General features: G+C 37.3%; 16 protein-coding genes. 11 read left to right on the top strand and 5 right to left on the bottom strand.

The features are described 5' to 3' along the window. Positions 1–508 precede the first annotated feature (508 nt). Positions 509–2,878: a PKD domain-containing protein gene (locus tag MSHOH_RS22100; RefSeq protein ID WP_052730787.1), complete on the top strand. Its 2,370-nt coding sequence runs from the start codon at positions 509–511 to the stop codon at positions 2,876–2,878. 405 nt (positions 2,879–3,283) lie between these two features. Here the strand turns inward: MSHOH_RS22100 and MSHOH_RS09135 are convergent, their stop codons facing one another. Beyond that, positions 3,284–3,646 (bottom strand): HepT-like ribonuclease domain-containing protein, encoded by a 363-nt coding sequence (locus tag MSHOH_RS09135; RefSeq protein ID WP_239451299.1) that lies wholly within the window; start codon positions 3,644–3,646, stop codon positions 3,284–3,286. Next, positions 3,633–3,938 carry a nucleotidyltransferase family protein gene (locus MSHOH_RS09130; protein ID WP_048139086.1) on the bottom strand — a complete coding sequence of 102 codons (306 nt, stop codon included), beginning with the start codon at positions 3,936–3,938 and terminating at the stop codon, positions 3,633–3,635. The genes MSHOH_RS09135 and MSHOH_RS09130 overlap by 14 nt, the downstream gene beginning before the upstream one ends. Before the next feature lie 165 nt (positions 3,939–4,103). Between MSHOH_RS09130 and MSHOH_RS09125 the strand changes: the two genes are divergently transcribed. The 7 genes from MSHOH_RS09125 (at position 4,104) to MSHOH_RS09100 (ending at position 7,220) form a co-directional block, all read left to right on the top strand. Then, complete coding sequence (locus MSHOH_RS09125) at positions 4,104–4,286, top strand: type II toxin-antitoxin system HicB family antitoxin (RefSeq protein ID WP_048139084.1); 183 nt, start codon at positions 4,104–4,106, stop codon at positions 4,284–4,286. Positions 4,287–4,494: 208 nt separating this feature from the next. After that, entirely contained in the window at positions 4,495–4,815 is a 321-nt protein-coding gene (locus MSHOH_RS09120) for a hypothetical protein (RefSeq protein ID WP_239451298.1), read from the top strand. Then, positions 4,812–5,027, top strand: a complete 216-nt coding sequence (locus MSHOH_RS25130; protein ID WP_239451297.1) for a hypothetical protein — start codon at positions 4,812–4,814, stop codon at positions 5,025–5,027. The genes MSHOH_RS09120 and MSHOH_RS25130 overlap by 4 nt, the downstream gene beginning before the upstream one ends. A gap of 4 nt (positions 5,028–5,031) precedes the next feature. Continuing rightward, entirely contained in the window at positions 5,032–5,187 is a 156-nt protein-coding gene (locus MSHOH_RS25125; RefSeq protein WP_239451371.1) for a toxin-antitoxin system TumE family protein, read from the top strand. A 54-nt stretch (positions 5,188–5,241) separates the two neighbouring features. Beyond that, positions 5,242–5,484, top strand: a complete 243-nt coding sequence (locus MSHOH_RS09110; protein WP_048139081.1) for a type II toxin-antitoxin system HicB family antitoxin — start codon at positions 5,242–5,244, stop codon at positions 5,482–5,484. Positions 5,485–5,879: 395 nt separating this feature from the next. Then, positions 5,880–6,209 (top strand): HesB/IscA family protein, encoded by a 330-nt coding sequence (locus MSHOH_RS09105; protein ID WP_048139079.1) that lies wholly within the window; start codon positions 5,880–5,882, stop codon positions 6,207–6,209. Between the two features lie 564 nt (positions 6,210–6,773). Beyond that, complete coding sequence (locus MSHOH_RS09100) at positions 6,774–7,220, top strand: hypothetical protein (protein ID WP_048139077.1); 447 nt, start codon at positions 6,774–6,776, stop codon at positions 7,218–7,220. Between the two features lie 597 nt (positions 7,221–7,817). On the opposite strand, the gene MSHOH_RS09095 is transcribed toward MSHOH_RS09100, so the two are convergent. Continuing rightward, positions 7,818–9,104 (bottom strand): ATP-binding protein, encoded by a 1,287-nt coding sequence (locus MSHOH_RS09095; protein WP_048139075.1) that lies wholly within the window; start codon positions 9,102–9,104, stop codon positions 7,818–7,820. Between the two features lie 446 nt (positions 9,105–9,550). Here MSHOH_RS09095 and MSHOH_RS09090 point away from each other — a divergent pair, with 446 nt between their 5' ends. From MSHOH_RS09090 to MSHOH_RS09080, 3 genes are all read left to right on the top strand, one after another. Beyond that, the gene (locus MSHOH_RS09090) at positions 9,551–9,733 is read left to right on the top strand and encodes a type II toxin-antitoxin system HicB family antitoxin (RefSeq protein WP_204245407.1); all 183 of its coding nucleotides are present in this window, start codon (positions 9,551–9,553) and stop codon (positions 9,731–9,733) included. 68 nt (positions 9,734–9,801) lie between these two features. Further along, the gene (locus MSHOH_RS09085; protein WP_048139071.1) at positions 9,802–9,996 is read left to right on the top strand and encodes a type II toxin-antitoxin system HicA family toxin; all 195 of its coding nucleotides are present in this window, start codon (positions 9,802–9,804) and stop codon (positions 9,994–9,996) included. 3 nt (positions 9,997–9,999) lie between these two features. Then, positions 10,000–10,242 carry a type II toxin-antitoxin system HicB family antitoxin gene (locus tag MSHOH_RS09080; protein WP_048139069.1) on the top strand — a complete coding sequence of 81 codons (243 nt, stop codon included), beginning with the start codon at positions 10,000–10,002 and terminating at the stop codon, positions 10,240–10,242. A gap of 132 nt (positions 10,243–10,374) precedes the next feature. On the opposite strand, the gene MSHOH_RS09075 is transcribed toward MSHOH_RS09080, so the two are convergent. Both MSHOH_RS09075 and MSHOH_RS09070 read right to left on the bottom strand, forming a co-directional pair. After that, a complete protein-coding gene (locus MSHOH_RS09075; RefSeq protein WP_048139067.1) occupies positions 10,375–10,698 on the bottom strand; it encodes a hypothetical protein in 324 nt (107 codons plus the stop codon). A 354-nt stretch (positions 10,699–11,052) separates the two neighbouring features. Next, the gene (locus tag MSHOH_RS09070) at positions 11,053–13,095 is read right to left on the bottom strand and encodes an ATP-binding protein (protein WP_239451296.1); all 2,043 of its coding nucleotides are present in this window, start codon (positions 13,093–13,095) and stop codon (positions 11,053–11,055) included. Positions 13,096–13,144 lie beyond the last annotated feature (49 nt).

Genomic DNA, 13,144 nt, shown 5'->3' with positions numbered 1-13,144 from the left:
AAGTGAAATTGAAAAATTCGTAATTTTTGCAGCTTCAAAAGAGAGTACTTTCTTTATCTGTCAGTACCAGTAAATCATTATGAATCTTAATTAAAAAGAGGATTACTTATCAAAATTGGCAGGAAAGTATATTTGTCTTGTTTACTCATATTTTAGAAATATCTCATTTGCTTTCCTGATGCCAGTTCAACTGTTAGAACCTCGATAAGCAACTCTTTTTTCCATATGCAGAGATACTAAAGATTTTCCATTCTGAAAGTGTATTGAACTCTTTTAATTAGTCTGTTCTCCTTTGTCTGTTTATGCTTCACGAATTCAGCATTAAATTTGTTTTGGCAATCATTTTTAAAAATAACAGAAGAAACTTTCAGGGTATAATTTTTTTACTAAATATATTTATGGTCATTTTATTCCTTTCGTTTTAATCTCTAGGGACTAATGAGAAATAATGACACTATTAAGGCTTATGTGTTAAAGATTAGATAAATCATATTGGGGGGAATAAATGATGAACAAAGAAAAGCTATGTTCAATGATTTTAACTTCAACAATTTTGGTTTTATTTATCTTAACTTCAATATCAGCTGCTGTACAGGAAATTCAGCTTACGCAAAACGGTTCACGAGCATCTACTCCTGCTATTTATGGGGATAAAGTCGTATGGGCAGATTTTGTTAATGATTCAGGGATAATTCACCTGTATAATTTGACCACCTCAGAAGATATCCAGCTTGAGTCATTCCATGGGAGCCGGCCTGCAATCTACGGCGATAAAATTGTATGGCGAGATTATCAAATCTGTGGAAACAATGAGAATTACAATCTTTCTGTTTACGATATTTCAACAGCTGAGAAATTTCAGATTACCAAAAATGTATCTGAAGACAGCATTCCTGCTATTTACGAAGATAAGATTGTATGGCATAATTCTCGAAATGGAGTCGATGACATCTACATGTATAATCTGTCCACATCTACCGAATATCAGATCACATCCAATAGAGTAGCACTTCATCCCGCCATTTATGCTGATAGAATAGTATGGACAGACTATCGCAATGGAAACCCCAATATTTGTATGTATAATTTATCTGCTTCAAAAGAGACTCAGATTACCGACAGCGAATATCCGCAGTTATATCCCTCGATATACGGTGACACTATTGTATGGGCGGGTGACCGTGGTGGACGGCGTTACAGTCTAAATTCAGACATTTACATGTATAATGTCTCAACTTCAAAAATAACTCAAATTACAAATAGTGAATCCGCATCTCGACCTAAAATATATAAAGAGAACATAATATGGATGGATAGCCGCAATGGCAGCTGGAATATTTACATGTACAATATTTCCACACAGGAAGAATTTCAGGTATCCAGAGGTGAATCAGGTCAAATGTGGCCTGCTATTTATGATGATAGGATAGTGTGGAAGGATAATCGTAACGCAAAGGATGGACATTCTGATGTTTACACCTGTATGGCTTCGGCAGTATTCAAATCTCCCGTCGCAAACTTTTCTGTGGCCCCAGATTTGGGATTTTCCCCTCTGTCTGTACAGTTCACAGATTTCTCAAAAAATGCGATATTAAGATCATGGGACTTCAATAATGACGGAGTACCTGAATCTACAGAAAAAAATCCTGTTTACGTATACACCAATCCTGGAAACTATCTTGTTAATCTGACAGTAAGCGATATAAATACTACCGATTCAAAACTATTTACAGTCTTAGTATTTGCTGAACAACTTTTAGATGATCAACTCGTCCTAACAGAAACTCAAATTAGCACCAGTGGAAAAGCTACGTACGATTCTCCTTCAATCTACGATGACAAAGTAGTATGGATTGATCATACCGGAGATTATAGTGGGAATGATAAGTATGACATCTGTCTGTACAATACTTCAACTAAAAGAGAGACTCGGATACACACTACTAACGGATTAGTGTATGGACTTGAGATTTACAAGGACAGGATTGTCTGGTATGAAGCTCGCAATGGCCAGTCCGATATTTACATGTATAATATCTCTACTTCCAAGGAAACTCAAATTACCACCTGCGGAACCACATCCCATCCTGCTATTTATGAGGACAGGATAGTGTGGGCAGATAATCGTGATGAAGAAGGAACGTCCGATATTTACATGTATAACCTTTCTACTTCCGAAGAAAGTAAAATTATTAACGATACATCAGCTGTGGAGCTTGATATCTATGGTGACAAGATAGTGTGGCTGAACTATACCAGTGTATCCTATAGCAATGGATTCTCCAATATTTATATGTACGATCTCTCTACTTCCAAAAAAATTCAGATAACTACCAGCGGGTCAGCAGGATATCCTGTTGCTATCTATGATGATAGGATAGTGTGGGAGGATGATGGCTATGAAAAAAGGCAGATCTATGTGTATAATATCTCCGATTCCACGGAAATCAAGATAACTCCTGATAACTTAAGTCAACAGCGCCCTGATATCTACGGTGATAGGATAGTCTGGCAGGATCAACGAAATGGGAACCCTGATATTTTCATGTATAATCTCTCCACCCAGAAAGAAATTCAGATCACCACCAGTAGATTAATTCAGGATTGTCCTGTAATATACGGGGACAGAATATTGTGGTATGATAGTAGAAAGTATGGCAGTGACATTTACATGTGTACTATTTCATTGAAGGAACCGAGAATACCTGTTGCAAATTTCAGCACCAATTTTACAAATGGCTGTGCTCCTCTTTCTGTACAATTTACAGATTTATCAGAAAATGCAACAGAATGGAAATGGGATTTTGGAGACAATACATACTCAGCAGACAGAAATCCTGTACATACAATAAAGCTGGAGACTATACCGTCAGTTTAATAGTCAAAAATGAAAACGGAACGGATACGGAAGAAATATCTAAATATATCTCAGTATCCAACCCGAATGATAAAAACGGTTAAAAAAAGACAGCAGGTAACTGGTCAAATCTGGCTAAATAAATCGAATAGATCCACTTGCCAGATTTAAAATCTACCTTTTTGTTTACTGTTTTTCGGCGAGAAGTATCTTGAACCTGATCCTTAATTTTTGTAATATCATTTGGACTTCTCATGATATTTTTTTCATATATTGTCTTTAATCCCTTTCCTCGAATACGTTTATAAGAAAAAGATTAAGGAAAAAGAACTAAAACCCACGGTTTTTGCAGCTTTATAAGGGGCACTTTGCAGGGCTTCTTTAGATTAAGTGATCCTTTTTCCTCTTGAGAAGAATCTTTCTAAGTCACATTTCATCCAGTATGCGTTTGATATCTGGTTTTGCTTCGGGAATACCCTCTTTAACAGATAACCAAACTACTTTCAGATTAACTCCAAAGTAAGCGTGGATTAACTTGTCCCGTATCCCTGCCAGATCTTTCCACGGAACAAAAGGATATTTTTCACGCACTTCATATGGGATATTCTTTGTTGCTTCGCCAATGATTTCTAGAGCTCTGATTACTGCAAACTGTGTTTTGCGATCTTCGGTAAACTCTTCAAATGTCCAGTCGCTGACAAATTCCTCTGCTGCTTCCATTGCGTCATAAATATCCCGAATACAATCTTTTACTTCACGAATTTTCGATCCCTCTTCAGACAGCTTCAACTTCACTCAGGATATGTTTGCCTATGTTTGGCTTCAATGCGTCTTTCATAACCAGGTCTACCTTAACGCCCAGAGCCTCCGAAAGGTAGTTCTCAAGGTTGACAAATTTAAAAATAGTAGGAGTTCTGGAAAACTCAACAAGTACATCCAGATCACTTCCGGGCTTCTGCTCTCCCCTTATGTAAGATCCAAAAATACCCAGGTAACTGACATGATACTTTTCTTTAAGCTCAGGGAGCATCTCATGGAGTTTCCTAATATAGATTTCAGCTTCTTTTCGATTTTCTGGCATTTTTTCAGGCTCTGTTTGGTTCCTTTTAATGCGTTATAGTATCTGCGGTTGTAGTATTTATAATTACTAAAAAAACAATTTTCAGGTGTTATATTTTCATGGAACACATCTAACATCAAATCCTTACCCATACAAATTTAAGCAAAAAGCCTTATAAGTGGTCTTGTGCGGTCCAAAATTATCCTTGAGGAAGACGAAGAAGTTGGGGGATTTATTGCCAGCTGCCCTGGCTTGCCGGGCTGTTTTTCACAGGGAGATACGGTAGATGAAGCTATCGAAAACATTAAAGAAGCACTTCAGGCTTGCCTGGAATCCCTCTTAGAAGATGAACTGCATACTACTTTCTGAAGCGAGCTTCATGTAAGTTAAACTTTTTTTGGATCAAGTCATATCTTTTCTTGCATTAAACTGGATAGCTTTAGAAATTTATTATATTTATTTCCCCGCAAACTGTCTCGTTCGCCACGTCAAAAAGTGAAAAATCAAGAAAAGAGGAAGACAGCGGGAATCGGACTAACAAACACATTTAAGATAAGAACAACAAAATGATAATTAGGTGGTACTCTTGGGAGATGCTATTGAGTATGTAAAAGTTCCCAGAAAAGTCTTTGAGCCGATCAGTGACATGGTAAAAGCAGGCCTGTATAAAGACGAACAGGAGGCCTTGAAGAGGCTTGTGCACGACCAGGCTGAACAAAAGATAGATTACTACGGCAAAAAGATTGCTGAAATGGAACAGAAGTACGGAATGGACTTTTCTGCTTTTGAGAACAGAATCCAATCAAGAGCAGAGGAAGAAGATTTTGAAGAATGGGATGATTTTATTCTCTGGGAAAGCTATGTTGCAGCATTAAGGTACTGGGAACAGTTCCTATGACAATAAGCAAAACTGTTTCTGCCCTTTCTTCCAGTGAGATTGTTCTGGAGCTAAAAGTTATCAAAGCAGTTTTTGAACCACCTGTTCAGGCCTTAAAAGCTACAGTGACTCTCAAAGGTGGTTATACATTGCAGATTAGTGAAAGTTCAGGGTCAGATTTTAGACGTTATTCCTACCACCTGCAAAAAGGAAATGAGATGGTAAAACGCTAGGACAATAAAACGCTGGGACAATTCTCCTCACTGGAAGGACCTTAAAACTTTTTCATATCATGTTCATCAGGGAAATGATATGGAGCCAAAAGAGTCTCCCGAAGTCTTTATAGAAGATGTCCTTCGTGAAGTGGAGAAACTGTTGAGTTTAGAAATGTGAAGCAACTAATTCTCATCTTTCCAGGAAATCAAAATTAAAAATTGAGGGCTAACCATGCACCGTTTCCTCGTTGTAATCGAAAAAGCAAAAAACAACTATTCAGCATATTCTCCTGACCTTCCAGGATGTGGGGCCACAGGTTCTACTCGTGAAGAAGTAGAGAAAAATATCTATGAAGCTATTGAGATGCACGTACAGGGACTGATAGAGGACAATTTATCTATTCCGGAATCAGAATCCTTTGCCGAATATGTGGTTATTGCTGAAAAACTCTCTACCAGTTCTGAACTTGTATAATTTTATTTTTTACTTGTAAGCTTCTTTTTAAGTCAATTTAAAATATATTTTTCCCTGCTGGCGATCTGCTTAAATCTACCCCGAACACGTTTGTTAAGATAAAGTTAAGAAAAGAGAACAAAAACCCGTGATTTTTGCAGCTTTATAAGGGATACTTTGCAGAGCTTCTTTAGATTAAGCGATTCTTTTTCCCTGTGGGAAGTTTTAGGATTCAAGCGACGTTTTTCGAGTGAATTATGGATCAGGTAACAATATAGTAGTAAAATTGGTTTATAGATAGTTTAATTAGAAAACCGGATATTTATATACCAGTTTTAATAAATGATCCCATATAAATTGCCGATTTCTTATCATATATAAATTGGCAATTTATATTTGGAAATTGGGGGCATACAATGATAGAAATAACAGACAGAGCTGCTGCAGAGCTTAAATCTTTATTCGACAAAGAAGAGATCGAGCAACCAGCGATACGGATCTATATAACTGAGTCAAGTGCAGATGTTCACTACGGATTAGCACTTGCTGATGACATAAATGAATTTGATGTAATCACGGAGAATAATGGTATCAAGATCGTCATGGCACCAAAAGTAGCGGCTGGCTTTCCTGATGGCAGCATTGATTTCAAAGCTGATAGCGCGGGTAAAACTTTTATAATACAAAATGCGTTCACTGGCAACTGTGACAGCTGCGAAGAATGTTACATATGCGATGCAGAGTAAAATTTTGAACAAGCTTAATGAACACAACCATATTCATCTGACTGATATAACGTTTGTCTGGAGGAACACATAGAGGTTATCTCAATCAAACACCCTGCAGCTTCTGCAGGGATGGATAACTATCCAGATAACTATTTGTAAACTAATCGCTTTACATTTTTAGCTACATTTGTGGAGCTTATGTCAAAACTCAAAACAGTATCTCTTAATTACCAAATTTCGAATGATCACTCAAGTTTTTTATTATGAAAGTGATTCTGAAATTTAATTAATCTGAAGATCAAAATTGTTTTTGAGATCAGGTCTAAATATATTTTTCCTGCCGGCGATCTGCTTAAATCTCCCTCGAACACGTTTGTTAAGGAGCTGATCCCAGAACTCAAAATCTATTTCTATAATTCTCGATTTTGAAATAGTCAATTAAGTATTTGATCAGAAGAGTATTTCTGAAACTTTTCTAAATAAAGGAATAAAAATTGTTTTTGGGAAAGGCTCATTAATAAAAAAGGAAAAAATTGTCAGACATCTGCATAAAATCAGAGGTATCTCAGAGGAAGTTGGATTATGGATAATAATATTGAGAAGAAACTGGAAGATTTTTTTAGAAAATATGAAGCTCGATTTAATGAGTCATTAGTCGGGACAATTGACGTTGAAGAGGCTGCAAATTCATTTACAGACTGTTTTATTGGAGCTAATCCCTTCGGGGTTCTATGCGGTAAGAATGATGATCAATTTCGTGCTGTGATTACTCAAGGGTATGAGTTTTACAAAAGCATTGGGACAAAGTCCATGATCATTGATTCAGTTAAGGTATCTTCTTTAGACGAATACCATTCAATGGCGAAAGTGCACTGGCGTTCATTTTACAGCAAAAAAGACGGAAGAGAAGAACTGATTGAGTTTGATGTAATTTATTTTGTCCAAATGAGAGATGAAAAACCGAAAATTTTTGCTTATATTACGGGTGATGAACAGGGAATATTACGCGAAAAAGGCCTTATTTCTTAAAATCTCCTTATTTTCAAATTTTAAATGATCAATCGAGTTACTGATTGTGAAAACAATTCTAAAAACGTTTAATGAGTAAGAATAAAGTGAGTTTTGGGATGAACTCGATTTAGAAGAGACATTTGCAGGGATTCTCTAGATTCAGCGATCTTTCCTCTGGGAGAGGTTTTTCTGATTCAAGTGAAACTTGGTAACCGGATTCAGTTTTCGTTGGATCTCTCCGAAACCGGACCGCCGGACACGAAATGAAAATCTTCGCTCATAAACAGTTCAATTAAAATATATTTTTCTTGCCGGCAGTCTGCTTAAATCTACCCCGAACACGTTTGTTAAGATAAGGTTCAGAAAACGAAATTTCAAACCCGGATTTTTCATCTTTATAAGGGGCACTTTGCGGGCTTCTTTAGATTAAGCGATTCTTCTTCCTCTGGGGGAGGTTTTTCTGACTCAAGCGACGTTTTTCAGAAGAACTATAGACTAAAAAAGTCATCAGAAAATGGACCGCTTAATAAGAGGCGAAAGTTCCTCCTTATCTATCCAGGTAACTCAAAATCATCTTCCCAACCGATATCCTCAGCAGGAATCTAAGCCATTTAATCATCTGGTTCCAAGAACCCATTTCCAGAGAGGAACATAACTGATATCATTTTCCTTTTTTTCGAGATTCTTCGTAAGCAAGATTAAGCCGGAAACTTTCTCCCCAAAATGTTCCTTGAATTCCAGAAGAGCATTGATTTCTCCCTGTCTTATATGATCTGTACAAGTGCAGTTTATACCTGTGAGCGCTCCATCTATGCCTTTGACGACAAAATCTACTTCTCTTTTTTCTTTCCAGTAAAAGAATTCTACTTTTCTCCGCTTCAACTCTACAAAAGCCAGGTTCTCTGCAAGCCTTCCTTCATCAGCAGAAAAGGTGAATGCCGCTGAATTTCGAAGCCCATTATCAATGCAGTAGACCTTTTTGGGCATTTTGATTGAGATTGAATCTTTGACTGAGTATGAAAAAAAGTTCAACTGGTATATCAGGTAGGCCTGTTCTAGATAAAGCAGGTATTCTTTCAAGCTGTTGACTGAGAGCCCGGTGGCATTCGAGATTTTTGAATAACTCAGGAGAGTGGAGACATTTGATAGGGAATAATTCGCAAGTTCGATCAGTTTTGCGCTTTCCCGGATATTCCGACCCACCACTATGTCCCGAAGGAGGATGCTGTTGAAGTACTCGGTTAACCGGAGGTGATTGATATCCATATCATCTTCAAGGACAACTTCGGGAAAACCTCCTTTGAAGAGATATTTGTTAAAATAGTGCAGAATTTCGTTTCTCTGAATGTCAGGATCTTTTAATTCAAAACCCTCAAAATCCAGATACTCTTTAAACGAAAGGGGAAACACGTGTTGTGTGATCATCCTCCCGGTCAAAAGGGTAGAGAGCTGGTCAGAAAGCATGCTGCTGTTCGAACCCGTAAGTACAAACTTGATTTCTTCCCCATAAAGGTCATAGAACTTTTTGACCCACTGTTCCCAATCTTTTATATTCTGGATTTCATCAAGGAAGATATATTTTCTCCCTTTTGGCACATGGATCTCTATGTATTCCCCAAATATTCTGTCGAGCAGTCCTATGCTTTTGTCTTCAAAAGGTTCATCGAGGTTGAAGTAGAGTATATTTTCAGGTTTCACACCCTTTCCTATAAGGTGGTCTATTGCCTGGTACATCACAGTTGACTTACCACATCGCCTGACCCCGGTAATGCAGATAACCTCCCTGATATCCAGAAGCTTCAGGATTGTTTCAAGGGTTTCAGGGCGTGAGATCCTTTTTTTAGAAGCAGGGACTTTTCCTTCTGTCCACCAGGGGTTCCACATTTTCATGAGCTGTTTCATAAGGAAATATTTGTGTGTTGAGTATTTATATTTTTCATTATAATGACGATATTTGAAACTATAATCATCATTATAATGACGGTTATTTAAATGGAAGTGGATTTGAAGCTTATAATTTAGGGATGTTGAACAAGAAAGGAGATTTCTTATTTTGTCCTTCAATTCATTTGATATATTTTTCCTGCCGGCAATCTGCTTAAATCTACCCCGAATACGTTTATTAAGATAATGGTAAGAAAAGAAAGCCAAAAAACCGTGATTTTCGCAGATTTAAAAGGGGCACTTTGCAGGGCTTCTTTAGATTAAGCGATTCTTTTCCCTTTAGGAGGGATTCGTATCTAATAGAAGCGAAAAATCGTCAGTTGAATTATATTTTCATGGAATCTATTCGAATGTTAAATCCTTTCACCCATACAAATTTAAGCAAAAACCTCATAATCGGTCTTATGCAGTTCAAAATTATCCTTGAGGAAGACGAAGATGTAGGGGGATTTATTGCCAGCTGCCCCGGTTTGCCAGGCTGTTTTTCACAGGGAGATACGGTTGAAGAAGCTATTGAAAATATTAAAGAAGCAATTCAGGCCTGCCTGGAATCCCTCGCAGAAGATGAACTGCATAACCCTCTTTGAAATAAGCTTCCTGCGAGAAAAAGCTGAGTTTTCTAATTACATTTAAATATACATGAAGACAGATTGGAATGAAAGTACGTGAGGTCATAAAACTTCTTGAAGCCGATGGTTGGTATCTGGTTGCAACAAAAGGTAGCTACCGGCAATATAAGCACCCTACTAAACCAGGCAGGGTAACAATTGCAGGGCATAGTGGAGATGATCTTGCTCCAGGAACATTGAACAGCATATTAAAACAAGCTCAATTAAAAATGGAGGATTAAATCATGCACCGTTTCCTCGTTGTAATCGAAAAAGCAAAAAACAACTATTCGGCATATTCACCTGACCTCCCAGGCTGTGTAGCTACCGGCTCCACGCGAGAGGAGGCAGAAAAAAACATCTATGAAGCTATTGAGATGCACGTACAGGGACTGCTTGAGGACAATTTACCTATTCCGGAATCAGAATCCTTTGCCGAATATGTGGCTATTGCTGAAAAATCATCTACCAGTTCTGAAGTTGTATAAATTTTTATTACTTCAAACCTCTTTTCAATTCAGTTTAAATATATTTTTCCTGCCGGCGGTCTGCTTAAGTCTTCCTTGAATACGTTTGTGAAAATAAAGTCAAGAAAAGTTGAATTTAAAAACTTCAGTTTATTATTTTGCTCTCCTTGCTAAAAAGGTAGAACTGTCTCCTAGATGAAATCTAAACTCGCCTTCCAGTACGTCTTTTTGCTTAATCTTTACCCAGCCGCTACCAAAAACATGGTCGCATTCTTCATTTCCTTCCCAGGTAAATTCAAATCTTTTGCCATCAGCATATTCAACGATCCTTCCGTCTATATCACCATAAACTAAACCAAATTGAAAATATCCCATGTTGTCTGGCTCTATCGTAATATAAGCCTGAACGTCCATATTGAAATAGTCCTCATCCCATAGTTCCATCTCATAAATGTGCCATGTCCCTGTGAAGTCCATACTTTTGATTTTCCTTTATTGCATAAAAACGCCGCTTACTATAAGGAAAGCCAGTAGAAACTGGACCGCCGAATAAGAAATGAAAATCTTCCTCCGTAACCAGTTCAGCTAAAATATATTTTTCCTGCCGGCGGTCTGCTTAAATCTACCCCGAACACGTTTGTTAAGATAATGTTAAGAAAAGTGAAATCGAAAAACCTGTGATTTTTGCGGTTTTAGAAGGGGCACTTTGCGGGGCTGTTTTTGATCAAAGTTATTTTACTTATCAGGACAGTTTTCAAATTAATATGGAAACCTGTCATCTAAATCTTAGCTTAAAAAATTACTTCAAATTAAACACCTTATCGCTCTTTTTCACTTGTTTTTTATAAACACCCAAAGTGTCTGACCACTTCCAGATTTACTAGGTCGTTTTTCAGTATCCCACTTCTCAGAGCCAAAAAGTATATCGAGGGCATTTTTTACATTGCTATAAGCTATTGAATTTTTTTCTTCCGGATCAATAAAATCTGGAAGCCTTTTCTCCAACTCATTAACTATGCCTCTCCATGTCATTCCTCTTTTTTCTATCTTACTTATCAATTCCACATCATTTTTTAATTTTTTAATTGCATCGGTAACATACGCATTAAAATAATCTTCTTCTACATCTTCCTCTTTTTCTTCGCAATTACTATCAACTTGACTATTTTCTACACGAGAAGTGTTTTCCGAGATTTCAGCGTATCTACTAAATTCGTTCTTCAATATCCTAGCAAATGTTTCTGCTTCAGGTAAGTTATATTCAGGATCTTGTACTTCATATAATTGTTCAAATGACATTACACGTATTGGAATCGGATAGCTTGTCCCACCAGCACTGCTCCAAAAAACACCGTTACCAACAATGGGCTCATTTAATAGGGAACTTAGTATGTCGTCACTAAAATGGGCATTTGCTTTCTTGAGTGCCTGAAGATCTCCTGCGGAAATCAGATGGAAAGTAAACCAATTGTCACCCTGACTCAAAATCTCATTTGATATACTTCCAGGTTGTTGAGTTATCAGAACTGCCCCTAAATCATACTTTCTTCCTTCTTTAACCCAGCTAACATATGGAGCAAAGCTTTTTGTGTTTCCAAGAACAGACTGCGCCTCTTCAACTACAGCTATTGTGGGGATAGTCTTAGGATCCGCTCTTGTGAATTGGTCCTGATTATATTCAAAAATTCTTTGTAAGATGAGACCTGAAAGAATTAAGGCTGGTTCTCCTCTTAATTGAGAAACATCAATTATGCATAGTTTTCCTTCTTTTAAACTGTTGAGCAGCATATCCCACATTAAACTTCCAGGATCATGTAACATTCTAACTATGGAAGTCATATTAGCTCGAGCAGCATTCATCTCTACATCTTGATTGTTATCTAAGCCTAACAGTTTCTTTACTTCATCACCATCAGCATAATTCTCGTCTTTATGTATCAAGTCAACCAATTTTGCCCACTTATCACTGCTTAGACCTCTTAATTTTCTGACATTTTGTTGTTCCTGTTTTTCAGGAGCCAAAGCAATCGAAACTACATCACTTGCTTTAAATCTGCGTATATCAAATCGAATGTCAGATGCGACAAATGAATTATAAAAGGGGCTAGGTCCTGTCTTCTTTGTGAATACTACAATTTTGTCTTCAAGTTCTGGAACATCACATAATCCAGGTCTATTTTTGTCATCAGGCCAATAATATTCGCCATCGGGATCAAAAATAATTGTACCTACAGGGGCCGTTTTGCCACCTCTTTTTTCAATTACTGGAGTTTCCTTATATAAATTGCTAAATAAAAGTTTATTAAGGTTTGATTTGCCAAAACCAGCTCTAGCAAACACGAAAGTTCTTCTTGAAACTAAATTTTGTACCGGAAAACGAGGGATAACTGCTGGGTTTTGTATTCGCATCCAGGGCAGAGGGGCAAGACGATTATCTCTACCGGAGTAAATAAACTCTCCAAGTGCAAAATACCCAATTTCAACTCCTTCTAAATTATGGCCTGCGATCTCTTTTATGATTTCATTGGATAGAAAAGCAACCTTGCTTCCTACATGTGGAAGTCTTCGGTGAGATGGTGCAAAGATAATTTTTTCATCAATAATCCTGATTACACCAAGTACACGAACATCTACACGATATTTGAGATATTGCTGACGTAAATCTTCTGGTATGGGTCGATCATCAGCAACTGCTCTTAAACCATAGTCTTCTCCAGGACTCGAAGCTAATCTACCTTCAGATGAAAGAGAAGTAATCCTGCCCAAAACAGCTTCATTTTCAGACTCAAGTTGAATTAAAAGAAACTGTCCGTGCATGGGAATACTTTGGAATTCGTTACGGTAAGGCAGAATAATTTCGGCATGAAATTCCATACCTCCTTTACTGAATCCTCTGAATATTCCTACAACTTTATCTTTAGGA

Origin of the sequence: Methanosarcina horonobensis HB-1 = JCM 15518 (assembly GCF_000970285.1) — an archaeon.
In the GTDB taxonomy this organism is placed as follows: Archaea; Halobacteriota; Methanosarcinia; order Methanosarcinales; family Methanosarcinaceae; genus Methanosarcina; species Methanosarcina horonobensis.
This window is presented reverse-complemented; position numbering and strand designations above follow the sequence as displayed.

Excerpts from the sequence above, each read along its gene's own strand:
- MSHOH_RS22100 (WP_052730787.1), top strand. The coding sequence starts at position 509 with ATGAACAAAGAAAAGCTATGTTCAATGATTTTAACTTCAACAATTTTG.
- MSHOH_RS09130 (WP_048139086.1), bottom strand. The coding sequence starts at position 3,938 with ATGCCAGAAAATCGAAAAGAAGCTGAAATCTATATTAGGAAACTCCAT.
- MSHOH_RS25130 (WP_239451297.1), top strand. The coding sequence starts at position 4,812 with ATGACAATAAGCAAAACTGTTTCTGCCCTTTCTTCCAGTGAGATTGTT.
- MSHOH_RS09110 (WP_048139081.1), top strand. The coding sequence starts at position 5,242 with ATGCACCGTTTCCTCGTTGTAATCGAAAAAGCAAAAAACAACTATTCA.
- MSHOH_RS09105 (WP_048139079.1), top strand. The coding sequence starts at position 5,880 with ATGATAGAAATAACAGACAGAGCTGCTGCAGAGCTTAAATCTTTATTC.
- MSHOH_RS09100 (WP_048139077.1), top strand. The coding sequence starts at position 6,774 with ATGGATAATAATATTGAGAAGAAACTGGAAGATTTTTTTAGAAAATAT.
- MSHOH_RS09095 (WP_048139075.1), bottom strand. The coding sequence starts at position 9,104 with ATGAAACAGCTCATGAAAATGTGGAACCCCTGGTGGACAGAAGGAAAA.
- MSHOH_RS09090 (WP_204245407.1), top strand. The coding sequence starts at position 9,551 with ATGCAGTTCAAAATTATCCTTGAGGAAGACGAAGATGTAGGGGGATTT.
- MSHOH_RS09085 (WP_048139071.1), top strand. The coding sequence starts at position 9,802 with ATGAAAGTACGTGAGGTCATAAAACTTCTTGAAGCCGATGGTTGGTAT.
- MSHOH_RS09080 (WP_048139069.1), top strand. The coding sequence starts at position 10,000 with ATGCACCGTTTCCTCGTTGTAATCGAAAAAGCAAAAAACAACTATTCG.
- MSHOH_RS09075 (WP_048139067.1), bottom strand. The coding sequence starts at position 10,698 with ATGGACTTCACAGGGACATGGCACATTTATGAGATGGAACTATGGGAT.
- MSHOH_RS09070 (WP_239451296.1), bottom strand. The coding sequence starts at position 13,095 with ATGGAATTTCATGCCGAAATTATTCTGCCTTACCGTAACGAATTCCAA.